The sequence below is a fragment of the Streptomyces sp. NPDC007991 genome (assembly GCF_042958445.1).
Lineage (GTDB): Bacteria > Actinomycetota > Actinomycetes > Streptomycetales > Streptomycetaceae > Streptomyces.
Map to the genome: position 1 here is coordinate 36,484 of NZ_JBIBJD010000010.1, position 22,237 is coordinate 58,720.

Annotated in this window: 18 protein-coding genes and 1 pseudogene; 10 read left to right on the forward strand and 9 right to left on the reverse strand. The window is 72.2% G+C overall.

The genetic code is table 11. The annotated features are described in order from the left end of the window. Positions 1 to 64: 64 nt before the first annotated feature. On the forward strand, positions 65 to 1,558 hold the full coding sequence (gene der, locus ACFZDA_RS27650) for a ribosome biogenesis GTPase Der (protein WP_391086570.1): 1,494 nt from the start codon (positions 65 to 67) through the stop codon (positions 1,556 to 1,558). A gap of 73 nt (positions 1,559 to 1,631) precedes the next feature. Here the strand turns inward: der and ACFZDA_RS27655 are convergent, their stop codons facing one another. Together ACFZDA_RS27655 and ACFZDA_RS27660 are read right to left on the reverse strand one after the other, a co-directional pair. Then, a complete protein-coding gene (locus ACFZDA_RS27655) occupies positions 1,632 to 2,021 on the reverse strand; it encodes a hypothetical protein (RefSeq protein WP_391086572.1) in 390 nt (129 codons plus the stop codon). Between the two features lie 85 nt (positions 2,022 to 2,106). Then, positions 2,107 to 2,889, reverse strand: a complete 783-nt coding sequence (locus ACFZDA_RS27660) for a hypothetical protein (protein ID WP_391086574.1) — start codon at positions 2,887 to 2,889, stop codon at positions 2,107 to 2,109. Between the two features lie 543 nt (positions 2,890 to 3,432). Between ACFZDA_RS27660 and ACFZDA_RS27665 the strand changes: the two genes are divergently transcribed. Then, a complete protein-coding gene (locus ACFZDA_RS27665) occupies positions 3,433 to 4,080 on the forward strand; it encodes a transglycosylase family protein (RefSeq protein WP_391086576.1) in 648 nt (215 codons plus the stop codon). 89 nt (positions 4,081 to 4,169) lie between these two features. Here ACFZDA_RS27665 and ACFZDA_RS27670 read toward each other — a convergent pair whose 3' ends face one another. The 3 genes from ACFZDA_RS27670 to ACFZDA_RS27680 are packed head-to-tail and all read right to left on the reverse strand — an operon-like array spanning position 4,170 to position 8,128. Continuing rightward, positions 4,170 to 4,811: an ATP-binding cassette domain-containing protein gene (locus tag ACFZDA_RS27670; RefSeq protein WP_391086578.1), complete on the reverse strand. Its 642-nt coding sequence runs from the start codon at positions 4,809 to 4,811 to the stop codon at positions 4,170 to 4,172. Beyond that, entirely contained in the window at positions 4,808 to 7,642 is a 2,835-nt protein-coding gene (locus ACFZDA_RS27675) for an ATP-binding cassette domain-containing protein (RefSeq protein WP_391086580.1), read from the reverse strand. Before ACFZDA_RS27675 ends, ACFZDA_RS27670 begins: the two co-directional genes overlap by 4 nt. Before the next feature lie 9 nt (positions 7,643 to 7,651). After that, positions 7,652 to 8,128, reverse strand: a complete 477-nt coding sequence (locus tag ACFZDA_RS27680) for a hypothetical protein (protein WP_391086582.1) — start codon at positions 8,126 to 8,128, stop codon at positions 7,652 to 7,654. Between the two features lie 143 nt (positions 8,129 to 8,271). On the opposite strand from ACFZDA_RS27680, the gene ACFZDA_RS27685 reads away from it, so the two are divergent. From ACFZDA_RS27685 to ACFZDA_RS27695, 3 genes are read left to right on the forward strand one after another with little or no spacing between them, the layout of a single operon-like run. Further along, positions 8,272 to 8,832, forward strand: a complete 561-nt coding sequence (locus tag ACFZDA_RS27685) for a hypothetical protein (RefSeq protein ID WP_391086584.1) — start codon at positions 8,272 to 8,274, stop codon at positions 8,830 to 8,832. After that, positions 8,807 to 10,093: an ABC transporter substrate-binding protein gene (locus ACFZDA_RS27690; protein ID WP_391086586.1), complete on the forward strand. Its 1,287-nt coding sequence runs from the start codon at positions 8,807 to 8,809 to the stop codon at positions 10,091 to 10,093. Before ACFZDA_RS27685 ends, ACFZDA_RS27690 begins: the two co-directional genes overlap by 26 nt. 38 nt (positions 10,094 to 10,131) lie before the next feature. Further along, entirely contained in the window at positions 10,132 to 11,172 is a 1,041-nt protein-coding gene (locus ACFZDA_RS27695) for a WYL domain-containing protein (protein ID WP_391086588.1), read from the forward strand. Positions 11,173 to 11,215: 43 nt separating this feature from the next. Here ACFZDA_RS27695 and ctaD read toward each other — a convergent pair. Continuing rightward, positions 11,216 to 12,742 (reverse strand): annotated as a pseudogene (gene ctaD, locus ACFZDA_RS27700) (cytochrome c oxidase subunit I); the annotation flags it as partial. Positions 12,743 to 13,171: 429 nt separating this feature from the next. On the opposite strand from ctaD, the gene ACFZDA_RS27705 reads away from it, so the two are divergent. Further along, positions 13,172 to 13,387: an I78 family peptidase inhibitor gene (locus ACFZDA_RS27705; RefSeq protein WP_391086590.1), complete on the forward strand. Its 216-nt coding sequence runs from the start codon at positions 13,172 to 13,174 to the stop codon at positions 13,385 to 13,387. A 100-nt stretch (positions 13,388 to 13,487) separates the two neighbouring features. On the opposite strand, the gene ACFZDA_RS27710 is transcribed toward ACFZDA_RS27705, so the two are convergent. Further along, a complete protein-coding gene (locus ACFZDA_RS27710) occupies positions 13,488 to 14,480 on the reverse strand; it encodes a phosphatase PAP2 family protein (RefSeq protein ID WP_391086592.1) in 993 nt (330 codons plus the stop codon). A gap of 227 nt (positions 14,481 to 14,707) precedes the next feature. Then, positions 14,708 to 15,877, reverse strand: coding sequence for a hypothetical protein (locus tag ACFZDA_RS27715; protein WP_391086594.1), 1,170 nt, complete (start codon positions 15,875 to 15,877; stop codon positions 14,708 to 14,710). A gap of 263 nt (positions 15,878 to 16,140) precedes the next feature. Between ACFZDA_RS27715 and ACFZDA_RS27720 the strand changes: the two genes are divergently transcribed. Then, complete coding sequence (locus ACFZDA_RS27720) at positions 16,141 to 17,742, forward strand: MFS transporter (RefSeq protein ID WP_391086596.1); 1,602 nt, start codon at positions 16,141 to 16,143, stop codon at positions 17,740 to 17,742. A gap of 116 nt (positions 17,743 to 17,858) precedes the next feature. After that, a complete protein-coding gene (locus ACFZDA_RS27725; RefSeq protein ID WP_391086598.1) occupies positions 17,859 to 19,049 on the forward strand; it encodes an acyl-CoA dehydrogenase family protein in 1,191 nt (396 codons plus the stop codon). A 36-nt stretch (positions 19,050 to 19,085) separates the two neighbouring features. Here the strand turns inward: ACFZDA_RS27725 and ACFZDA_RS27730 are convergent, their stop codons facing one another. Then, entirely contained in the window at positions 19,086 to 19,523 is a 438-nt protein-coding gene (locus ACFZDA_RS27730) for a cell division protein SepF (protein WP_114251168.1), read from the reverse strand. Between the two features lie 288 nt (positions 19,524 to 19,811). On the opposite strand from ACFZDA_RS27730, the gene ACFZDA_RS27735 reads away from it, so the two are divergent. Then, entirely contained in the window at positions 19,812 to 21,032 is a 1,221-nt protein-coding gene (locus tag ACFZDA_RS27735; protein WP_391086601.1) for a DUF5685 family protein, read from the forward strand. A 196-nt stretch (positions 21,033 to 21,228) separates the two neighbouring features. Continuing rightward, positions 21,229 to 22,134, forward strand: coding sequence for a trypsin-like serine protease (locus tag ACFZDA_RS27740; RefSeq protein ID WP_391086603.1), 906 nt, complete (start codon positions 21,229 to 21,231; stop codon positions 22,132 to 22,134). Positions 22,135 to 22,237 lie beyond the last annotated feature (103 nt).

Consider the following 22,237-nt stretch of genomic DNA (forward strand, 5'->3'; position numbering starts at 1 on the left):
GGATCAGCCGCAGGACAGCGGGTACTCCACCGACCACCACGATGAACGACGAGGTACGGACTTCATGAACGACCACACCCAGCCCGACGGCTCGGACGCCTACGAAGGCGCGCCCGAGCACGACCACGGGGCGCTCGGCGACGCCGAGTTCGCGGAGTTCATGGAGCTCGCCGCGGAGGAGGGCTTCGACCTCGAGGACGTCGAGGGCGCGATCGAGGCGGCGGGTCACGGCCCGCTGCCGGTTCTCGCCGTGGTCGGCCGCCCCAATGTCGGCAAGTCGACCCTGGTGAACCGCATCATCGGCCGCCGTGAGGCCGTCGTCGAGGACAAGCCCGGTGTCACCCGCGACCGTGTGACCTACGAGGCCGAGTGGGCGGGCCGCCGCTTCAAGGTCGTCGACACCGGCGGCTGGGAGCAGGACGTCCTCGGCATCGACGCCTCCGTCGCCGCCCAGGCCGAGTACGCCATCGAGGCGGCCGACGCCGTCGTCTTCGTCGTCGACGCCAAGGTCGGCGCCACCGACACCGACGAGGCCGTCGTACGGCTGCTGCGCAAGGCCGGCAAGCCGGTCGTGCTGTGCGCCAACAAGGTGGACGGCCCGAGCGGCGAGGCCGACGCGGCCTATCTGTGGTCGCTGGGCCTGGGGGAGCCGTACCCGGTCTCGGCGCTGCACGGCCGCGGCACCGGCGACATGCTCGACCAGGTCCTGGAGGTGCTGCCGCAGGCGCCGCGCGAGACGTTCGGCGCGGGCGGCATCGGCGGGCCGCGCCGCATCGCCCTGATCGGCCGCCCGAACGTGGGCAAGTCCTCGCTGCTGAACAAGGTGGCGGGCGAGGAGCGCGTCGTCGTCAACGAGCTGGCGGGCACCACCCGGGACCCGGTCGACGAGCTGATCGAACTCGGCGGCGTCACCTGGAAGTTCGTCGACACGGCGGGCATCCGCAAGCGCGTCCACCTCCAGCAGGGCGCCGACTACTACGCCTCGCTGCGCACCGCCGCCGCCGTCGAGAAGGCCGAGGTCGCGGTCATCCTGATCGACGCCTCCGAGTCCATCTCGGTGCAGGACCAGCGGATCGTCACCATGGCCGTCGAGGCGGGCCGTGCGGTCGTCCTCGCCTTCAACAAGTGGGACACCCTCGACGAGGAGCGCCGCTACTACCTGGAGCGGGAGATCGAGACCGAGCTGGGCCAGGTGGCGTGGGCCCCGCGGGTCAACGTCTCGGCGCGCACCGGCCGCCACATGGAGAAGCTGGTCCCGGCGATCGAGACGGCCCTGGCGGGCTGGGAGACCCGGGTCCCGACCGGCAGGCTGAACGCGTTCCTCGGCGAGCTGGTCGCCGCTCACCCCCACCCGGTCCGGGGCGGCAAGCAGCCGCGCATCCTGTTCGGCACGCAGGCGGGCACCAAGCCGCCGCGGTTCGTGTTCTTCGCCTCCGGCTTCATCGAGGCGGGCTACCGGCGCTTCATCGAACGCCGTCTGCGCGAGGAGTTCGGCTTCGAGGGGACGCCGATCCACATCTCGGTGCGGGTCCGCGAGAAGCGCGGCAAGAAGAAGTAGGACGAGGCGGGAGCGAAACAGCGCCAAGGGCGGTCCCGGCCGGGACCGCCCTTGGCGCTGTTCGGTGCTCGCTTCAGACGCCGCCGCGCCGACCCGGCGGCAGTGCGGCCGGCACGTGGTGCATCTCCGTGCCCTGCGAGCCGATGGTCCCGACGCGCTGCCACTGCGGCTGCTGTCCGGCGGCATGGCGGGCGGTCTGGGCACCCGCGCTGTAGGCACTGTACGAGTTGCTGTGCGAACTGCCGTACGTGCCCGTGCTGTGCGGGAGGTTCCCGAAGGCGGTGAAGCCGAGTTTCTCCTCGCCGCTGCGGTCGCCGGGAAGTGCGCGGAAGGACTTGACGTACTCGGCGTAGAGCGCGTCGTAGATCGGCGTGGCCGATGGGCCGCACTGGGAGTCCTGAGCCGATCGTGCGGAGGGGATCGACGAGTAGGACTGGCGGCGGGGAACGTCGTATGCGTGCACGTATGTCCAAACGACCCCGCGGGGCAAGGGATGCGGCCCGGGTACGGCTTTCGCGGGGGTGCGGGCCGCCCGGGTGACGAGCCGCTCAGGTGCCGGCCAGCGGCAGGGCGGCGGCGACGAGCTTTCCGGTCGCCGCCGCCCTGTCCAGCGCGTCCCGCAGCAGGTCCTCGCGCGGCTGCCGGCCGATCGAGCCGACCGGCGCGGCGAACATCAGCACCTGCTGGTGCTTGTTGGCGGCCGCGCGCCAGTTCTCGGCGACCTGGAGCGGCTGGTGCGCCTGCCACCAGGCCACCGGCTGACCGCCGTTGCTGCCGGGCTGGAGCACCGCGTGCAGCTGGCCCACGGCGAGCAGCACCGACCAGCCGTGCAGCACGGGCGGTACGGCGGACAGCTCGGTCAGCGGCATGAAGCCCTGCTCGACGAGCAGGGGCAGGAAGTCGTCGCCGGAGCCCGTGGTGCCCGGCCGGGCGATGGGCGCGGTCGGCTCCACCACCAGGGCCGGGTGCAGTTCCCCGGCGATCAGTACGAGTCCGCTGGTCACGCCGAGCACCGCCTGCTCGGGGACCACCTTGTCGGGTTCCAGGTCGACGGTGTCGCTGGTGATGGACTTCACGGCGCCCCGCAGCTGTTCCTCGGTGACCTGGACCACCTGCGAGGGCAGGCAGCCGGCGTGGGCGAAGGCGAGGATGGCGGTCTCGTCCCCGATGAACAGGACGGTGCTGGTGCGCTCCTGCTCGGAGTCGCCCGGAGTGCGGCAGGACGTGCAGTCGTAACTGCCCGGGGCGGTCTCTCCGGCGAGCAGGCGGTCGGCTTCTTCGGCGCCGATCTCGGCGCGTACCTCGTCGCTGACGTCGAGCATGCGCGGCACGGGTGGCTCCCTCGGGGATGCGGTGCTGGCACGACCGGGCGGCTCCCGGCCCGTGGTCCGGGTGGGTCCCGGCTCATGAAGATGACAACGGCCGATCTGTGGCGGGAGTCACGCCCCAGGGCGAACGGAATCGAACCATTCAGCGCACAGGGTCACGCTCGGCGCGGAATCGCCTACTCACCGTCAAGTCAGCGGTTTGTAAAGGAGGTTGAGGGGGTGAAGTGGGTCACAGGAAGCCGGCCGGGCTGGTCGACATATCAGGAAATCCGGGAATGAAGTGGGTGTCCGGAAATAGCCGTTACCTGAGGTATCGGGGAACTGGCCTGGCACGACGGGCCACCGGTTGATGACGGCCCGTCAACTCCTTAGATTCCTCCGCCGTGTGCAGCGAGCACCGCTCGGGTACGTCCGCCGGCCGCGTGATTCTCCGGAACCACGCGCAGCACCACACCGGCGGGCGGGGCGAGCGCGACCCACGCGCCCCATGGCGCGGGGAGTGGCGTTCCGCCTTGGGGGACCCCGAGCGCTTCGAGAGGGAACTACATGTCCGAATGTGCCGATACCACGCGCGACAACGCTCGGAAGAACCAGGTTCGTACGACGGCGGTCCTCGCCGGCGCGGCACTGCTCGCGCCCCTCGGACTGCTGGCCGCGACCGGAAACGCCGCGGCGGCTGACAGCGGAGTGTGGGACCGCATCGCCCAGTGCGAGAGCGGCGGCAACTGGCACATCAACACCGGCAACGGCTACCACGGCGGACTCCAGTTCGCCCCCTCCACCTGGCGCGCCTACGGCGGCACGGCCTACGCGCCCACCGCCGACCGGGCGAGCAAGTCCCAGCAGATCGCCGTCGCCACCAAGGTCCAGCGCGCCCAGGGATGGGGCGCCTGGCCGACCTGCTCGGCACGCGCCGGGGCGAGCGGCAGCGCACCCGCGGCCTCCGCGGCGGCCGACCCGGTCACCTCCGCCGCGCCCGCTCCGGCCAAGCCCTCGAAGGCACCGGCGCGTTCCACGACGGCACACCCGGACCGCGGCTCCTCCCGAGGCGACTACACCGTCCGCGCGGGCGACACCCTGAGCGGCGTCGCCGCCCGGCACGGGACCACCTGGCAGCACCTCTACGCCGCCAACAAGGCCGCCATCGGCACCGACCCCGACATCATCGTGCCCGGCCTGCGCCTCGACATCTGAGCCGCTCCCCCTCGCCGGGACACGGGCCCCGTCCGGTCGGCCGACCGGACGGGGTCTTCGCGCGCCGGGTCAGCGGGGGAACTCGCGGGTCAGTGAGGGAGCTCGACCGCCTCGCCGGCGAACACGACCGTCCCGCGCCGCAGTTCGTAGACGAGCGCGGGCCGCTTCCGCAGGGCGGGCGGCAGACGCTGCTCGGCGACCACCACACACGCGTCCAGCGCGCCCAGCAACTCGTACGTACGCGCTGCGACCGAGGGCGACATGCCCTGGGCGGGCTCGTCCACGAGCACCACGCGCGCGCGTGCCAGCAGCGCCCGGGACAGGGCGAGCATGCGCTGCTCCCCGCCGGAGAGGGTGCCGGCACGCCGTTCCAGCAGGGGCCCCAACTGCGGATAGGCGTCGAGCGCCGGGCCGTGGTCCGGGGCGGCGAGTGCGAGGTTCTCGCGCACGGTGAGCGAGCCGAACACGGCCTGCCGCTCCGGAACCAGGCACAGCCCGCGCCGGGCCCGCTCGTACGCGGGTACGCGGGTCACGTCGGCGCCGTCCCACACCACGGCGCCGCCCGACAGGGGCACCGTTCCGGCCAGGGCGCGCAGGGCGGTGCTGCGGCCGGAGCCGTTGCGGCCCAGCAGCACGGTGATGCCCGGGCCGGGAGCGGCGAGGGTGACGCCGTGCAGGGCCTCCAGCGGGCCGTAGCGCACGCGCGCGTGGCGCAGGGAGACGGTGGTCATCGCCCGGCCGCCGTTCCCAGGGCGTCCAGGACCCGCTCGGGCGGGCCGGAGGCGACGATCCGGCCCGCCGTCATCACATGCACGACGTCGGCGAGACCGGCGACCAGGTCCAGGTCGTGCTCGACGACGAGGAGGGCCGTGCCGTCGGCGGCCAGGGCCTTCAGGACCCGGGCGAGGGCGGCCACCTCGGTGGTGTCGAGGCCGGCGGCGGGCTCGTCGAGCAGCAGGACGCGCGGGGCGCCCGCGAGCGCCCGGGCCAGTTCGACGCGGCGCAGCGTCCCCGTGGGCAGCCCGGCGGCGGGCAGCGCCCGCACCGGCCCGTCGAGGCCGAGCAGCCTCAGCGTCCGCTCCACGGCGCCCGGGTCGGTCACCCGGCCCTGTTCGGCGCCCACCCGGACGTTGTCGGCCACGGTCAGCGAGGGGAAGACGGCCAGTTGCTGGAAGGTCCGCGCGACACCGAGCCGGCTGCGGGCGTGCGGGGGCAGGGCGGTGATGTCCCGCCCGCCGAGGCGCACCTCACCACGCGCGGGCCGCAGTGTGCCGGCCAGACAGTGGAACAGGGTGCTCTTTCCGGCCCCGTTGGGGCCCACGACGGCGGTGATCCGCCCGGCGGAGACGTCCAGGTCGACCCCGTCGAGAGCGGTGAAGCCGCCGTAGTGGGCGTGGAGGCGGCGGGCCGTGAGGAGGGGGGAGGAGGCGGTCGTGGCCCGAGCCCCTGGAGCCCCCGGGGTCGTCGGAGCCGCCGGAATCGCCGGAGGGCGGGGGGCGGCGGGGGCCGCGGGGCCGTGGACCGGCGGTCGAGGCGGCTCGCGGCCTGTCGGCCCGGTGTCGGGAGTCGCTCGTCGTCCGTCAGGGGTGGTGGCGCGCGGTGTCGTACCGCTCTCGTCCCCCGGGAGGCCGGCACGCCCGTCCACCCCCGCCACGCGTGTCGCCGTCGTCCCCGCGGGCAGCGGTGACGGCCGGGGCGTCCGCTGTCGCGCCGGGCGCAGCAGTTCGCGGGCCCGGGCTCCGGCCGGGGTGAGGGCCGGTGTGCGGTGCCGCCGCAGGCGTTCCGCCGCCGTGCGCAGGGCCTCGTACGGGCCGCCGGGGAAGCGGCCCACGAGGACCGCCAGGACGCCGATCAGTGCCGCCGCCACGCCGCCGCGCGTGCCCGCGTCCAGACCGACCAGGAGGGCCGCGGCGCCGAGGGCGCCGAGGGTGCTGTCGGCGCCCAGCACCACGACCGCCGCGAACCACAGCAGACCGCGTACGGGGTCGTAGGCCGCGGGGTCGAAGGCGCGCAGGCCCATGCCGAGCATGCCGCCGCCCAGCGCGGCGAGTGCGGCGCCCGCGACGAAGGCGAGCAGCTTGAGGGACGGCACCCGGACGCCCGCCGCCTGCGCTCCCGTCTCATGGTCCCGCATGGCCGCGAGGGCCCGCCCCGTCCGCCCCCGGCGCAGCGCGTGCGCCGCCGGCAGCGCGAGCGCCAGCAGGAGCAGCTCCAGGACGTAGTACGCCCTGTCCCCCTCGAAACCCGCCGGGCGGCCCAGCGACAGGCCCGCCGTGGCGTACGGCTGGTCGAAGACGAAGCGGCTCACGCCCACGCCGACGGCGAACGTCGCCAGCGCGAGCGCCAGGCCCCGGCGGCCGATCGCCGGCCAGCCCGTGAGCAGGCCGAGCGGCGCCACCAGGGCGACCGCCACCGCGAGGGCCGCCAGCTCCGGCACGGCCGGCAGGCCCGGGAAGCGGCCCGCCGCCAGCAGCGCGGTGAACAGGGCCCCCAGACCCGCGTACGCCGCCTGCCCCAGGGAGATCTGGCCACCGCGGCCGGTGACCACCACCAGGGACAGCAGGACGACGGCCAGCCCCGGCACCTGGATCGACGTGTAGAGGTCCTGGCCGGCGAGGCCCAGCGGGAGCAGGAACAGCACGGCCGCCACGAGCCACGCGCCGGGCGGGGTCGCAACCCGGGCGGTCGCCGTGCGCGGCAGCGCGTCACGCGTGCCCACGCCCGGCAGGACCAGGGCCGCCACCAGCAGGGCGACCACGAACAGGTTCGTGCCGGCCGTCTGCAGCAGCGGCGCGCCCCACCCGGACGGGTGCAGCCGCGTGAGCTGGCTCTGCGCCACCCCGATGCCCAGCGCCACCACCACCGCGACCGCCAGGCTGCGCATCCGCGCGGCGACCGCGACCGCCACGACCTCCATCACGAGCAGCGACAGCCCGTACGGGTCGAGACGCACGTACGGCGCCAGCAGGACGCCGGTCAGGCCCGCCGTGAAGGAGCCGAACGCCCAGCCCGCCGCCGCGACCCGGTCCGCGTCGATGCCGCCCAGCACGGCGAGCTGCCGGTCGTCCACGACGGCCCGCAGCTGCCGCCCGAACCGCGTCCAGCGGACGACCGCCGTAACCCCGGCGGCCAGCACCAGCACCACCGCCAGCTGCCTCCACGGCTCGTCGGGCACCAGCGCCGGCGCGTCGTCCCGCGCCCCCTGCCCCCACAGCACCGCCGCCCCGCCCACCAGGAGCACGAACACCCCGATGGACGCCACCAGCGTCTGCGCCGGGTCACCGCCGAGCACCGCCAGGGGCCGGAAGACGAACCGCTCCAGTACGACACCCAGCCCCGGCGCCAGCACGAGCAGCGTCACCGCGGCCCCGAGCCACAGCGGCCAGCCCCACGCGACGACGCACTGCCGCAGCACATAGGCGCACACCATGGCGATCGCGCCGTGCGCGAGGTTCAGCACCCCGGTCGCGCGGTACGTCACGATCAGGCCGATCCCGGTCAGCGCCGCCGCGCTGCCCACCGACAGGCCGGCCAGGGTGAGGTCGTACGTCAGGGAGGACATGACCCGGGCTCAGTCGGTCTCTTGAGCGGGCTCGCAGATCGGGCACGGGCCCAGCTCGCCGCTCGCCACCAGCTTGGAATCCACCGGAACCGCCTCATCCTTCCCCGCCACCAGGGGGCAGTCCGCGCGGTGCCACAGCGTCCCGCCCGGCACCATCAGCATCTCGCCGCTGACCGCGAGGGGCGCGAGCGCGGTCTGCCCTCTCCCGTCGGCCTCGGCCGGCTCGGCCTCCGTCAGCAGGCCGTACAGCTCCTCCACGCGCGCGGCGGCCGTCGAGTCCCGGCCGTGGGCCAGCAGCACCGCCCCGGAGATGATCAGCGCCGCGCCGGGGACCGTGCAGGAAGCCAGGTAGGGCAGCTGCCGTTCGGCGAAGCGCTCCCCGGAGACGCCGTACCAGCCGACGACGCACAGCACCGCCCCGGCGGCCAGTGCCCCCCAGCCGGCCCAGAGGACCAGATGCACGGTACGCAGTCGGCTTGTCCGCATCGCTGGCTCCCACACGTCGGTCGTCCGGGCACGCGCCTGGCCGCCTGTTCAAGTCCGCCGCTCGGTTGCACTATGCCCCTTGGAAGCTGACCCTGAAAGAACCGGGCGCCCATGGCCCGGACCGACACCCGGTGGTGAGCCAGATGGTTCTCGGCAGCGACCTCAGGCGGGGGAACGCGACACGGGGCCCCCGAGCCGCAGGACGCGGTACGGCGATCGCGGCCGCCCTGGTCCTGGCTCTCGCCCCGGCCCTCGCGGCGTGCAGCGACAACAACGGCGGCGGCGGGAGCACCCCGCCCACACCGACCGCGGAGCGGACCACGAGCGCACCGGCCAGCGCGCCGGCGAACCGGGCCGCGGCCGAGACGGAGATCAGGCAGAACTGGCAGAAGTTCTTCGACCCGAAGACCTCACCCGAGGACAAGCTGGCCGTCCTGGAGAACGGCGACCGGATGGCGCCCGTCCTCAAGGCCTTCAGCGGTGACAAGCGCGGCGGGCAGGTCCAGGCGATGGTCGACAAGATCGAGTTCACCTCGGCGACCCAGGCGGACGTGACGTACACGCTCACCCTGAAGGGCGCCACCGTCCTGCCGAACGCCTCCGGGACGGCCGTCGAGCAGAACGGCACCTGGAAGGTGTCCGACAAGACGCTGTGCGCGCTGGTGCAACTGAGCGGCAATGCGTCGCCGGTCCCGGGCTGCTGAGGCCCTCGGCGCGGTGCTGCTGCTCGCCCTGAGCGCGGCCTGCGGCAGCCGGCTTCCGGAGAGCGACTTCGGGCACGGCGAGCGCACCTCCGTGCCCAGCGCCTTCGCGCCCCTGCGGGTCGGCATCATCACCAGCGCCACCAGCCCGGTCGGCGGCAGCGCCTTCACCGGCCCGCGCGACGGCGCCAAGGCGTGGTTCGACCGGCTCGACGCGCGCGGGGGCATCGACGGCCGCCGCGTGGAGGTACGCCTGTGCGACGACGGCGGCAGCGGCGTCGGCAACAACGAGTGCGTGCACCGGCTGGTCGAGGAGGACAAGGTCGTCGCCCTGGTCGCCACCACCGCCCTGGACTACGCGGGCGCCTCCCGCGTCTCCCGCGCGGGCGTGCCCGACATCGGCGGCCAGCCCATCGGCAGCGCCTACGACACCTACCCGCACCTCTACGGCATCTACGGCAGCCGCGCCCCGCGCGACGGCACCACCGGCTGGAACGGCAAGCTGTACGGCGGCACGGAGGTCTACCGGTACTTCAAACGCGAGCACGGCGCCCGGACCGCCGCCGTCGTCTCCTACAACCAGTCCGCCTCCGCCGCCTACGCCCGGCTCGTCGAACGGGGCCTGCGCGCCGAGGGCTACAAGGTCGTCCCCGAGCAGGTCGACTTCGCCCTGCCCAACTTCCGCGCCATCGCCGCCGACCTGAAGGAACAGGGCGCCGACCTCGTCTTCGACGCCATCGACAGCCACGGCAACGCCCGGCTGTGCCAGGCCATGGACGAGGTCGGCGCCCACGTCACCGCCAAGGTCACCAACGTGCAGAACTGGGCGTCCACCGTCGCCGACGACTACAAGGACGCCCCGCACTGCCGCAACGCCCTGTGGGCGACCGGCTCCAGCCGCAACTACGACGACACCGGCCACCCGGCCGTACGGGAGTTCCGCGAGGCGACGAAGGGCCTGAAGACGCACTCGCAGTGGCAACTGGAGGGCTGGGCGGCCGCCCGCTGGTTCACGGACGCCGCGCGGTCCTGCGCGAGGACGGGCATCACGCGCGCGTGCGTCGACGCCTACATGAACCGCAGTGAGGGGTTCACCGCGGGCGGACTGCTCCTGCCCGTCGAGTTCGAGCGGCTCGCCAAGCCTCCGAAGACCCTCCGGACCTGCCTGTCGGTGGCCCGCTGGCAGGACGGCAGGGGCTGGGTCGGCCAGGGGGACATGAACCACACCTGCTTCGTCGTCCCCCAGTTGGCGTACCAGCCTTGAGGACAGCGGCTGACCGCAAGGGCTGGCAGACTCGCCCCATGTTGGAGACCTCGGCGCGCCTGCTGCGCCTGCTGTCCCTGCTCCAGGCCCACCGCGAGTGGTCCGGCCCCGACCTGGCCGAGCGGCTCGGAGTCAGCGCCCGCACCCTGCGCCGGGACGTGGACCGGCTGCGCGAACTCGGCTACCCGGTCAACGCCAGCCCCGGCACGGGCGGCGGCTACCAGCTGGGCGCGGGCGCCGAACTGCCGCCGCTGCTCCTGGACGACGACGAGGCCGTCGCCGTCGCGGTCGGGCTGCGCACGGCGGCCGGGCAGGGCATCGAGGGCATCGGAGAGACCTCGGTACGGGCCCTCGCCAAACTGGAACAGGTGCTGCCGAACCGGCTGCGCCGCCGCGTGGGCGCCCTCAACGCCTTCACCGTGCCGATGCTGCGCGGTCCCGTGCCCGACGCCGTCGACCCGGCCGTGCTGACCGAGCTCGCCCACCTGTGCCGGGACGCCGAGCGCCTGCGCTTCGAGTACCGCGGCCACGACGGCACCCACAGCCGCCGCAGTGTCGAACCGCACCGCCTGGTGTGCACCGAGCGCCGCTGGTACCTCGTCGCCTGGGACCTCGACCGGCGGGACTGGCGCACCTTCCGCGTGGACCGCATCACGCCCCGGCCGCCGCACGGCCCGCGCTTCGAACCGCGCGAGGCACCCGCCGACGACCTCGCCGCCTACGTCTCCCAGGGCGTCTCCACGCGCGCGTACGCCGCCCACGCCGTGGTGCGGCTCCTGGCACCTCTGGAGGAGGCCGCCGCGGACATCTCGCCCAGCGCCGGGGTTTTGGAGGCGGAGGGCCCGGACAGCTGCCTGCTGCGCTGCGGCGCCGGGAGCCTCGACGTGATGGTGATCCATGTGATGATGCTGGGCTTCGAGTTCGAGGTCCTCGAACCCGAGGAGCTGACCGAGGCGATCAGGAGGGCTCGCGACCGGCTTGATGGCGCTCTGGCTCGGGCTGCGCAGTCATCGCCGCGTACCGCGGATGGTGCAGGTCGAACGCCGGCGCCTCGGACCGGATCCGGGGCAGCAACGTGAAGTTGTGCCGGGGCGGCGGACAGGACGTCGCCCACTCCAGGGAACGGCCGTAGCCCCAGGGGTCGTCGACCTCGACCTTCTCGCCGTACCTGGCGGTCTTCCACACGTTGTAGAGGAACGGCAGCGTCGACATGCCGAGCAGGAACGCGCCGATCGTCGAGACGGTGTTCAGGGCGGTGAACCCGTCCGCGGCGAGGTAGTCGGCGTACCGGCGGGGCATGCCCTCGGCGCCCAGCCAGTGCTGCACCAGGAACGTGGTGTGGAAGCCGGTGAAGAGCGTCCAGAACTGGATCTTGCCGAGCCGTTCGTCGAGCATCTTGCCGGTGAACTTCGGCCACCAGAAGTAGAAGCCGGCGAAGATCGCGAAGACGACCGTGCCGAAGACGACGTAGTGGAAGTGCGCCACCACGAAGTACGTGTCCGTCACATGGAAGTCCATCGGCGGCGACGCCAGGATCACCCCGGTCAGCCCGCCGAACAGGAACGTCACCAGGAAGCCCGTCGCCCACAGCATCGGCGTCTCGAAGGACAGCGAGCCGTTGAGCATGGTGCCGGTCCAGTTGAAGAACTTCACGCCCGTCGGCACCGCGATCAGGAAGCTCATGAAGGAGAAGAACGGCAGCAGCACCGCGCCCGTCGCGAACATGTGGTGCGCCCACACCACCACCGACAGGCCGGTGATCGCCATCGTCGCGCCCACCAGCGTCAGATAGCCGAACATCGGCTTGCGGCTGAAGACCGGGATGATCTCCGTGATGATGCCGAAGAACGGCAGCGCGATGATGTACACCTCCGGATGGCCGAAGAACCAGAACAGGTGCTGCCACAGGATCGCCCCGCCGTTGACCGCGTCGAAGACCTGCGCGCCGAACCGCCGGTCCGCCTCCAGCACCAGCAGCGCCGCCGCCAGCACCGGGAACGCCATCAGGATCAGGATCGACGTGAACAGCGTGTTCCAGACGAAGATCGGCATCCGGAACATCGTCATGCCGGGCGCGCGCATCCCGATGATGGTGGTGATGAAGTTGACGGCGCCGAGGATCGTGCCGAAGCCGGCCAGCGCCAGCCCCATGATCCACAGGTCGGCCCCGAGGCCGGGCGTGCGCTCCGCGCTGTTGAGCGGGGCGTAGGCGAACCACCCGAAGTCGGCCGGCCCGGAGGGCACCACCAGCGAGCCCAGCACGATCAGCCCGCCGAACAGGAACAGCCAGTACGAGAACATGTTCAGCCGCGGGAAGGCCACGTCGGGCGCGCCGATCTGCAACGGCATCAGCTCGTTCGCGAAGCCCGCGAAGGTCGGGGTCGCGAACAGCAGCAGCATGATCGTGCCGTGCAGGGTGAAGGCCTGGTTGTACTGCTCGTTGTTGATGATCTGCAGTCCGGGGCGGGCCAGCTCGGCGCGCATCAGCAGCGCCATCACTCCGGCGATCAGGAAGAACACGAACGACGTGATCAGGTAGAGGTGACCGATCTTCTTGTGGTCCGTCGTGGTCAGCCAGTCGACCATCACCCGCCCGTGCTTCGTCCTCGGCACGGGCCGCGCCGTCGCCTGTACGGTCTGCGTCCCCATCGCTCGCTCGCCCCTTCGCTCATCGCGTGCCGGGCCCGCCGAAGCCCGCGTCGCCCACCCGCGAGCTCACGCCATGACGCGCGCGTCACCGAGCGCTCCGACAGGGGGCGTACCGGCCCTCTGCGTGCCGGAACCCCGCATTTCCTGTGCGGCGGTGGCCGCGCCGGACCGGTGCGGTGCCGGAATGGAACGGGGGCCCGAGGTCACTTCTCCCGGGAACTTTCCGCCGGGCTTTTCCATGGGCTCATGTGACACGCGGAAAATGCGGTCGAATACCTGCGGAAGGCCTATGAAACCGCTCGTCCGTGTGACGGACAGCATCCAAAACACCTGTCGTGATCTTGTGACAGAAGTGTGACAGGCGAGGGACGGGAACCGGGTCACGGGCCCGGACTTCCGCGGTCGCCGGGCACGGCATAGCGTGGCGGCATGGCACCGATTCCGACACCATCCGCGGAACCCGACGACAGCCCGGACACCTATGTCGGCCTGGAGGCCGACCGGGCCGAGCACCTCGCGCGTGAGCGCGGCTGGCCGACGGTGCGCGCGCTGCCGCCGGGGGCGATCATCACGATGGAGTACCGCGTGGGCCGGCTGAACTTCGAGGTGAGAGGCGGCCGGGTGGCGCGGGCCTGGAAGGGCTGAGACAGCGCGAAGGCCCCGGTTCCGGAGCGGAACCGGGGCCTTCGCCGTGCCTGGACGGGGTGTGCGCAGCGGCCAGGCGTCCGTTCTGGGTCGGCCCCCGTCAGGGGCGGGCCGAGGAGGAGGCCGAGCCGCGCGGGTGCCGCTCCGTGTGCGGCGGGCGGCGGCTGCCCGCGGGGGTGGTCGGGGTGCGCTCCGAGCGGGCCGTGTGCGGCCCCGGCGCCAGGTAGGCCGGGGCCCGGGGGGAGCGGGCCGCGACGTCGTCGCGGTCGGCGGGCAGCGGTGCGACCACCACGGGCGGCGCGCTGAGCGGGCCGGCGTCCGGCGTCGTGGGGCTGCGGCGGGCCCGCCAGCGGTCGCGCAGGTCGAAGATCCTGTCCTCGGAACGGGCGATCAGCGGCTCGAACCACGGCAGGCCGAGCAGGATCAGCAGCCCCGCGACCCAGCCCAGCAGCACATCGCTCAGCCAGTGCGTACCGAGGTAGACGGTGGCCATCCCGACGCCGAGCGAGGTCACCGCGGACACGGCGGACAGCCAGCGCTGCGCTCGCGCGGTGGATGCCAGGTAGGCCAGGATTCCCCAGGTCACCACGGCGTTGGCGGTGTGACCGCTCGGAAATATATCGCCGCCGCGCCACATCTCGTTCGAGCCGATCACGGTCGCGTAGTGCGGCCCCAGGCGGCCCATGCCGTACTTGGCGGCGCCGACCGTGATGTTCAGCAGGAGCAGCGAGACGCCGAGGGCCAGGAGCGGGCGCAGGGTGTGCTGCCGCCAGGAGCGCCAGCCCAGCCAGGCCGCGACCATCACGGCGGTCGGGCCGCGCTGGCCGAGCACCACGTAGTAGTCGACGAACCAGTGGATCTCCGACCACTGCTGGTACGGCCGGAAGAACATGACCTGCCAGTCGAGCCGCACCAGCCAGGACGTGATGATCACGGCCCACACGATCGCGCCGTAGAAGGCCAGGGTCGCCGCGAAGAGCACGATGCGGTGCCTGCTCATCTTCGGCACATCGATGTGGGCCGGTCGTTCCGGCTCACGGTCCAGCCGGGCGAACACCCGGTCCAGACGGGTGAGCTTCGGTTCGGTACGCACCCAATCGACGTTACAGCGAGTGAGCTCGGATCCCCGTCGAATCAACGGCTTTGTGATGACGATGTGATGTGGGATTCCTCTCAGGAGGAGGTTTATTTCCAGCGAATCCGTAATCGCCGGGCCCTGCGGCCTTCAATTCCTTTGATCATTCCGGATGGGGGTTTTATTGGGCTTTTGAATTAGTTCACCGGGGCATGGCGCGGAATTCTCCGGGCGCTCACAGCGGGTCAGGGGGGACCCGAACCGTTCAGCCAGAACGCCCCGTACACCGCCGAGGCGACCGCCATCGACCCGAGCACCAGCGCTGACCTGCGCGTACGCAGCCGGGCCAAGGCCAGGGCGAGGGGCAGCAGCAGCGGGAACGCCGGCATCAGCAGGCGCGGTTTCGAGCCGAAGTAGCTCGACGCGCACAGGGCGAGCGCGGTGACCACGCCGGTGTAGACCAGCAGCGGCAGCGGCTGGCGTCCACGTACTCCGGCCACATACAGCCAGACGACTGACACCACCCCGGCGATCAGCCCGGCACCGGCCAGGGCCGAGGGAAACGACGTGAACTTTTCGGCGACGAAACGGGCGAAGGCGTACCCCCCGTCGAAGCCGTTGCGCCACCCCGCCTGCACGTCGAGATAGCCGAGGGGCCCCTTGCCGGTGCGGTGGCCGACCCACAGCACGTATCCGGCGGTGCCGAGGGGGGCTAGCAGCAGGCCGAGGGCGCGGCGGCTGCGAGGGCCGGCGTCGTGGGCGTCGCCCGACCGCCGCTCCCGGGTGAAGGAGGCGATCCCCGCCACCCACACCGCGGCCACCACGGCCATCCCCACCGGACGGGTCAGCCCCGCCAGCAGGGCCAGCGTGCCCGCGGTCACCCAGCGGCCCGTCAGAACCGCGTACAGCGACCACGCGGCGAGCGCCGTGAACAACGACTCGCTGTACGCCATCGACTGCACGATCCCGACCGGGAGCACGGCCCACAACAGCACCGCGCACACCCCGGCCCGGCGGCCGTACACATGGTCCGCGACCGCGAAGATCCCCCAGGCCGCGGCGACCGAGGCGCACAGGGCGACCAGGAAACCGCCGTCCGCGTACGACAGCGGGGACACCGCCGCCACCAGCCGCTCCAGCCAGGGCAGCAGCGGGAAGAACGCGAGGTTCGAGTGCACGTCCCCGTTCGCCAGACGCACCTCGTAGCCGTAGCCGAGTCCGGCGACCCTGGTGTACCAGAGCGCGTCCCAGCGAGCGGTCAGCAGCGTGTACGCGCTCTTGTCGCGCGCCGCGCTCCACAGGGCCAGGACGACGAGGCCCAGGGCACGGACGGCCGCGTACCCGAGGAGCGCCGGGGCCGCCCGGCGCAGCGCCCCGGCGCGGGACGGGGCCGCGCGCGTCTCAAGGTCGGTCACGGGCCCGATTATCGACCGGGACCGGAACCGGCCGGCCGCCCGGGGCGTGGTCGATGGAGAGGAGAGTGGCGTACGCCACATCGTTCCGCCGAACGTGTGAGAGGTCCGCCACTCGGCTCCGGCGCGGACTCGCGTACCCTGACGTGTCACTCGCTGTTCGTTTGCGCGGGCCGGAGACCACCGCTCCTCTCCGGCCGAGTCACGGGGGCGTCCCCCACCCCGTGAGCCCGCCGACCGCGAGGGAACATCTGGGAGGTACGTACATGTCCGGGACGACCACGGCCACTGCGCTGCGCCGTCGGGCGGCCGGGGCCGGTGCCAACCGCTGGGTGGTCCTCGTCGTCCTCTGCGTCAGCCTGCTGCTGGTCGCCGTCGACGCCACCGTGCTGCACGTGGCGGTCCCCGCCGTCACCGAGGACCTGAAGCCCGGCGGGATCGAGCTGCTCTGGATCGTCGACGTCTATCCGCTCGTCTGCGCCTCGCTGCTGATCCTGTTCGGCACGCTGGGCGACCGCGTCGGCCGCCGCAGGGTCCTGCTCCTCGGGTACGCGCTGTTCGGCGTCGCCTCCGGCCTCGCGGCCCTGGCGGACAACGCCCAGGTACTCATCGTGGCGCGGGCGCTGCTCGGCGTGGGCGGTGCCATGATCATGCCCGCGACCCTGTCGATCCTGCGGCAGGTCTTCCCGGACCGGCGCGAGCGGGCACTCGCGATCGGCATCTGGAGCGCCGTGGCCGCGGTGGGAGCGGCGGTCGGACCGCTGCTCGGCGGCTTCCTGCTGGAGCACTTCTGGTGGGGCTCGGTGTTCCTCGTCAACATCCCGTTGATGCTGGTCAGTCTCCCGGTCGGGCGACTGCTGCTGCCCGAGTCCAAAGGCGACGGCGAAGGGCCCTGGGACGTGGTCGGCGCGCTGATGGCGGCGCTCGGGCTGTTCGGAGTGGTGCTGGGCGTCAAGCGGCTCGGCGGCGGCGAGTCGCTCGGGAGCCTGCTCACCGTGCCGCCGCTGGTGGTGGGCGCGGCGCTGCTGGTCGCGTTCGTACGGCGGCAGCGGCGGCGGACGCATCCGCTGGTCGACCTCGGCATGTTCGCGCGGCCGGCGTTCAGCACGGCCGTCGGGTGCATCGTGCTGGCGATGCTCGCGCTGGTCGGACTCGAACTGATCGCGGCCCAGTACCTCCAGCTGGTGCTCGGGCTGTCGCCGCTGGAGACGGGGCTGCGGCTGCTGCCGCTGACGTTCGCCGCGATGGCGGCCGGGCTGGCCGGGGCGCGGATGCTGCGGCGGTTCGGGCCGCGGCGGATGGTGTGCTTCGGGTTCTGTCTGACGGCGTTCGCGGTGGTGCTGCTGACGGCCCTGGGCCGCACGGACGACTTCGCGCTGATGCTGACCGGCTTCGTACTGCTCGGCTTCGGGCTGGAGACGACGCTGTTCGGGGCGTACGAGTCGATGCTGAGCGAGGCGCCGCAGAACCAGGCGGGTGGGGCGGCGGCGATCGGGGAGACGTCGTACCAGCTGGGGGCGGGGATCGGGATCGCCCTGCTCGGCACGGTGATGAACGCGGCGTACGCGCCCGGGTTGTCGGGCGTGCCGGGGGTGCCGGAGTCGGCGTCCTCCTCGGCGGGGCATTCGCTGGGGGAGGCGTACGAGGTTGCCGCGCAGCTGGGTGGGGTGGCCGGGGTCGCCCTGCGTCATGCCGCCCGGGACGCGTTCGTGCACGGGCTGCATGTGACGTTGCTGGTGAGTGCGGGGTTGTTGGTGCTCGGGGCGGTGATGGCGTTGCGGTTGCCGCGGGTCATGCAGTGTGAGGGCGAGGGGGCGGTGGAGTTGCCTGCCCCGAGGGACGCCGCGGAGTCACGCGTCTCGGTGTGATGCCCTTTTTGCGGCTTTCAGCCCTCCGGTCGGCGACTACGGCTGGTGCGTGGGTGGGCAGGCGTCGTAGCGTCTTGATTAGCAGTGCTAGTTAAAGAGCTTCGGAGGGTGTTCGCATGTCCCAGTCGTCCAAGCTTCCTCCCTTCGATCCCGCCGACCCCCTGGGGCTGGACGACCTCCTGGAGCCGGAGGATCTCGGGATCAGGGGCACCGTGCGGGCCTGGGCCGCGGACCGGGTGCTGCCGCATGTCGCCGAGTGGTACGAGAAGGGGGAACTGCCGGGGATCCGGGAGCTCGCCCGGGAGCTGGGGGAGCTCGGCGCCCTCGGGATGTCCCTGGAGGGGTACGGGTGCGCCGGGGCGTCCGCCGTGCAGTACGGCCTGGCGTGCCTGGAGCTGGAGGCCGCCGACTCCGGGATCCGGTCCCTCGTCTCCGTGCAGGGCTCCCTCGCCATGTACGCCATCCACCGGTTCGGCAGTGAAGCGCAGAAGCAGCAGTGGCTGCCCCGGATGGCCGCCGGTGAGATCATCGGGTGCTTCGGGCTGACCGAGCCCGACCATGGATCCGACCCGGCCTCCATGCGGACGTACGCCAAGCGCGACGGCACCGACTGGGTCCTGAGCGGCCGCAAGATGTGGATCACCAACGGCTCGGTCGCCGGCGTCGCCGTCGTGTGGGCGCAGACCGACGACGGGATCCGCGGGTTCGTCGTGCCGACGGACAGCGCCGGGTTCTCCGCCCCCGAGATCAAGCACAAGTGGTCCCTCAGGGCCTCCGTCACCAGCGAACTCGTCCTCGACGACGTACGGCTGCCCGCCGAGGCCGTTCTCCCGGAGGGCACCGGCCTGCGCGGACCGCTCAGCTGCCTGTCGCACGCCCGGTACGGAATCGTCTGGGGCGCCATGGGTGCGGCCCGCAGTTGTTTCGAGGCCGCGGTCGACTACGCGAAGTCCCGCGAGCAGTTCGGACGGCCCATCGGCGGCTTCCAGCTCACCCAGGCCAAACTCGCCGATATGGCGGTCGAACTGCACAAGGGAATTCTGCTCGCCCATCACCTGGGGCGGCGTATGGACGCCGGCCGCCTGCGTCCCGAGCAGGTCAGCTTCGGCAAGCTCAACAACGTACGAGAGGCGATCGAGATCTGCCGCACGGCCCGCACCGTTCTCGGCGCCAACGGGATCTCGCTCGAATACCCCGTGATGCGGCACGCGACCAACCTCGAGTCGGTGCTCACCTACGAGGGCACCGTCGAGATGCACCAGCTCGTGCTGGGCAAGGCGCTCACCGGACTCGACGCCTTCCGGTGAACCCCGCGCGGGGCAGGGCCGGTGAGCGGCCCTGCCTCAGCTCTGGTTGAAGAAGCCGTCCGTGCGGTGCGCGGCCGGGTCGCCGTTCACGATCTCCGTGTTGGCGGGGGTCAGCAGGAACACGCGGGTCGACACCCGCTCGATCGAACCGCGCAGGCCGAAGATCAGCCCGGCCGCGAAGTCGACCACGCGCTTGGCGTCGCCGGCGTCCATGGCCGTCAGGTTCATGATGACCGGCACGCCCTCGCGGAACAGCTCGCCGATGGCGCGCGCGTCCCGGAAGCTGTCCGGGGTCACCGTGCCGATGCGGCGCCCCTTCTCCTCGGCGACGTCCGAGGCCACCTTGACGCGCGGATCGGTGACCCAGGCCTCCCCGGGCTCGGTCCCGTCGGAGTAGTCGTCGTCGTAGTAACGCTCGTCTTCGTTGTCGTCGACGAGGCCAAGCCAGGCACTTGCCTTGCGTACCGATCCCATGGACGCCTCCTCTCACAGCGGTCTTTCTGCTTTCCGCATCCCTATCGTCGTCCATGATGCGGATGGCGCGCCAAGTGGATAGACGCCGCACGGGGGGTTTGTGACGGTACTGGTGCACAGCGAATCCGTCGAGAGTCCGTGTTTCCCAAGGGCCTTGTCGTAAACGACTGCTGACTGTGAGTGAAATATGATTCTTCGCGGCGTACGGGTGATGAGCGGTGCGTACGGGTGAACGCGGTGGCCGATACCATGCGGCGCCAAACGTCGTACGAAGCACGGGGGGCATCGATGTTCGGAATGGTCAGGCCCTGTCGGCACCGGCTGGGGGAGAGCCTCACGGCCCAGTGGATGGCGCATTTGTGTGGGCTGTGTCTCGCCCTGCGCCGGGACCACGGGCAGCTCGCGCGCATCGTGACGAACTACGACGGGCTTCTCGTCTCCGTGTTGACGGAGGCTCAGGCGGGCCGGGCGGCGATCGGCGCGTCGAGCGGTGTGGGGCGGCGCCGGGCGGGGCCCTGTCCGCTGCGCGGGATGCGCACCGCGTCCGTCGCACACGGTGAGGGAGCGCGGCTCGCGGCGGCCGTGTCGCTGGTGCTCGCCTCCGCCAAGGTGCGCGACCACGTCGCAGACGGCGACGGACTGCTGGCCCGCGCGCCGGTCGCGCGCGCCGCGCGCCGGATCGCCGTGGGCTGGGACCGCGCCGGGGCGCGCACCGGCTCCGCCGTCGGGTTCGACACGGCCGTCCTGGTCGACGCCGTGGACCGGCAGAGCGGCATCGAGACGCTCGCCGGGCCCGGCACGCCGATCCTGACGGTCACCGAACCGACCGAGACCGCGACCGCCGCCGCCTTCGCCCACACGGCGGTCCTCGCCGGCCGGCCGCACAACGCCGGGCCGCTCGCCGAGGCCGGACGGCTCTTCGGGCGGCTGGCCCATCTCCTGGATGCCGTCGAGGACCTGCACGCTGACACCACCTCAGGTGCCTGGAACCCGATCGCCGCGACCGGTACCTCCCTCGCGGAGGCCCGGCGGCTCGCCGACGACGCGGTGCACGGGGTGCGGCTCGCGCTGCGCGACGCCGAATTCGCCGACGCGAAGCTCGTGCATCTGCTGTTCGTGCACGAACTGCGGCGCTCGGTGGACCGGGCGTTCGGCACGGTGCCGGTGTGCTCCTCCCATCAGGGCGGGCCGTACGGACAGCAGCCGCACCAGGGGCCGTACGCGGACGGTGGTGGAAACCCGTACGCGGGTGGGGGCGGGAACCCGTTCGCAGGTGGGGGAGGAGGGTACGGGGGCGGTGGTCTCGGTGGTGGTGCGCCGGTGCCCCAGCCGCCCCAGGGCCGGCGCGGGTTCTGGGCCGGGTGCGGGATGTTCTGGCTGCTGTGCTGCACCTGCAAGCTGTGCTGTGCCGAGGAGTACGAGGGGCCGTGGTCCCGCAAGAAGCGCGAGGGCTGCTGCCGGGATTGCGACTGCGACGGGTGCGACTGCTGCTGCCCCTGCGACTGCTGACCCGACCGCGGCCGGTGGTGCACAAGGGCCCGGCCGAAAGGCCCTCTTGCGCCTACCGGCCGTTCGGCCGAATACTCCCACCAGCGCTTGTCAGGGGCACGGCGGATTCGGAATCCGGCCTGCCTCGCCCCGGACTGCGCCTCACGGGCCCGAAACCCCACGACGGCCCCCGACTTCCTTTGTGGAGGAACGAAAAGTGAGGATCAAGCGCACCACCCCCCGCAGCGGTATTTCGAGACGCACCCGGCTGATCGCCGTTTCCACCGGCCTCGTTGCCGCCGCAGCGATCGCGATCCCCAGCGCGAACGCATCCGACACCCCCACCACCTTCAGCGCCGCCGAACTCAAGAGCGCCAGCGGCTCCTTGCTGAAGGCCGACATCCCGGGCACCGCCTGGGCCGTCGACAGCAAGAACAACCGTGTGCTCCTGACCGTCGACAGCACGGTCAGCCAGGCCGAGATAGCGAAGATCAAGAAGCAGGCCGGCGCCAACGCCGACGCGCTCACGATCAAGCGCACCCCCGGCAAGTTCAACAAGCTGATCCAGGGCGGCGACGCCATCTATGCGAGTAGCTGGCGCTGCTCCCTCGGCTTCAACGTCCGCGCCAGCAACGGCACCGAATACTTCCTGACCGCCGGTCACTGCACCGACGGCGCGGGCACCTGGTACTCCAACTCCGGACGTACCACGGTCATCGGCTCGACCGCCGGCTCCAGCTTCCCGGGCAACGACTACGGCCTCGTCCGCTACAGCGGCTCCGTCAGCCGTCCGGGCACCGCGAACGGCGTGGACATCACGCGCGCGGCCACCCCGAGTGTGGGCACCACCGTCATCCGCGACGGCTCCACGACCGGTACGCACAGTGGCCGTGTCACCGCCCTCAACGCGACCGTGAACTACGGCGGCGGGGACATCGTCTCCGGCCTGATCCAGACCACCGTCTGCGCCGAGCCCGGTGACTCCGGCGGGTCGCTCTACGGCAGCAACGGCGTCGCGTACGGTCTGACCTCCGGCGGCAGCGGTAACTGCTCCTCCGGCGGTACGACGTTCTTCCAGCCCGTCACGGAGGCCCTGAGCGCTTACGGGGTCAGCGTGTACTAGACCGGTTCCGGTCCTCGGCAGGGTGAGTTTTGTGCCCCCGCGCGCAGTGCGTGCGGGGGCTTCCTGTTTTTGACGGAGCCTCCGGTTTTCGGTGGGGTTGTCG

Coding starts and splice junctions, on each gene's coding strand:
- ACFZDA_RS27735 (WP_391086601.1), top strand. CDS start 19,812: ATGTTCGGAATGGTCAGGCCCTGTCGGCACCGGCTGGGGGAGAGCCTC.
- ACFZDA_RS27720 (WP_391086596.1), top strand. CDS start 16,141: ATGTCCGGGACGACCACGGCCACTGCGCTGCGCCGTCGGGCGGCCGGG.
- ACFZDA_RS27690 (WP_391086586.1), top strand. CDS start 8,807: ATGCGTCGCCGGTCCCGGGCTGCTGAGGCCCTCGGCGCGGTGCTGCTG.
- ACFZDA_RS27725 (WP_391086598.1), top strand. CDS start 17,859: ATGTCCCAGTCGTCCAAGCTTCCTCCCTTCGATCCCGCCGACCCCCTG.
- ACFZDA_RS27675 (WP_391086580.1), bottom strand. CDS start 7,642: ATGTCCTCCCTGACGTACGACCTCACCCTGGCCGGCCTGTCGGTGGGC.
- ACFZDA_RS27685 (WP_391086584.1), top strand. CDS start 8,272: ATGGTTCTCGGCAGCGACCTCAGGCGGGGGAACGCGACACGGGGCCCC.
- ACFZDA_RS27730 (WP_114251168.1), bottom strand. CDS start 19,523: ATGGGATCGGTACGCAAGGCAAGTGCCTGGCTTGGCCTCGTCGACGAC.
- ACFZDA_RS27670 (WP_391086578.1), bottom strand. CDS start 4,811: ATGACCACCGTCTCCCTGCGCCACGCGCGCGTGCGCTACGGCCCGCTG.
- ACFZDA_RS27695 (WP_391086588.1), top strand. CDS start 10,132: ATGTTGGAGACCTCGGCGCGCCTGCTGCGCCTGCTGTCCCTGCTCCAG.
- ACFZDA_RS27680 (WP_391086582.1), bottom strand. CDS start 8,128: ATGCGGACAAGCCGACTGCGTACCGTGCATCTGGTCCTCTGGGCCGGC.
- ACFZDA_RS27665 (WP_391086576.1), top strand. CDS start 3,433: ATGTCCGAATGTGCCGATACCACGCGCGACAACGCTCGGAAGAACCAG.
- der (WP_391086570.1), top strand. CDS start 65: ATGAACGACCACACCCAGCCCGACGGCTCGGACGCCTACGAAGGCGCG.
- ACFZDA_RS27705 (WP_391086590.1), top strand. CDS start 13,172: ATGGCACCGATTCCGACACCATCCGCGGAACCCGACGACAGCCCGGAC.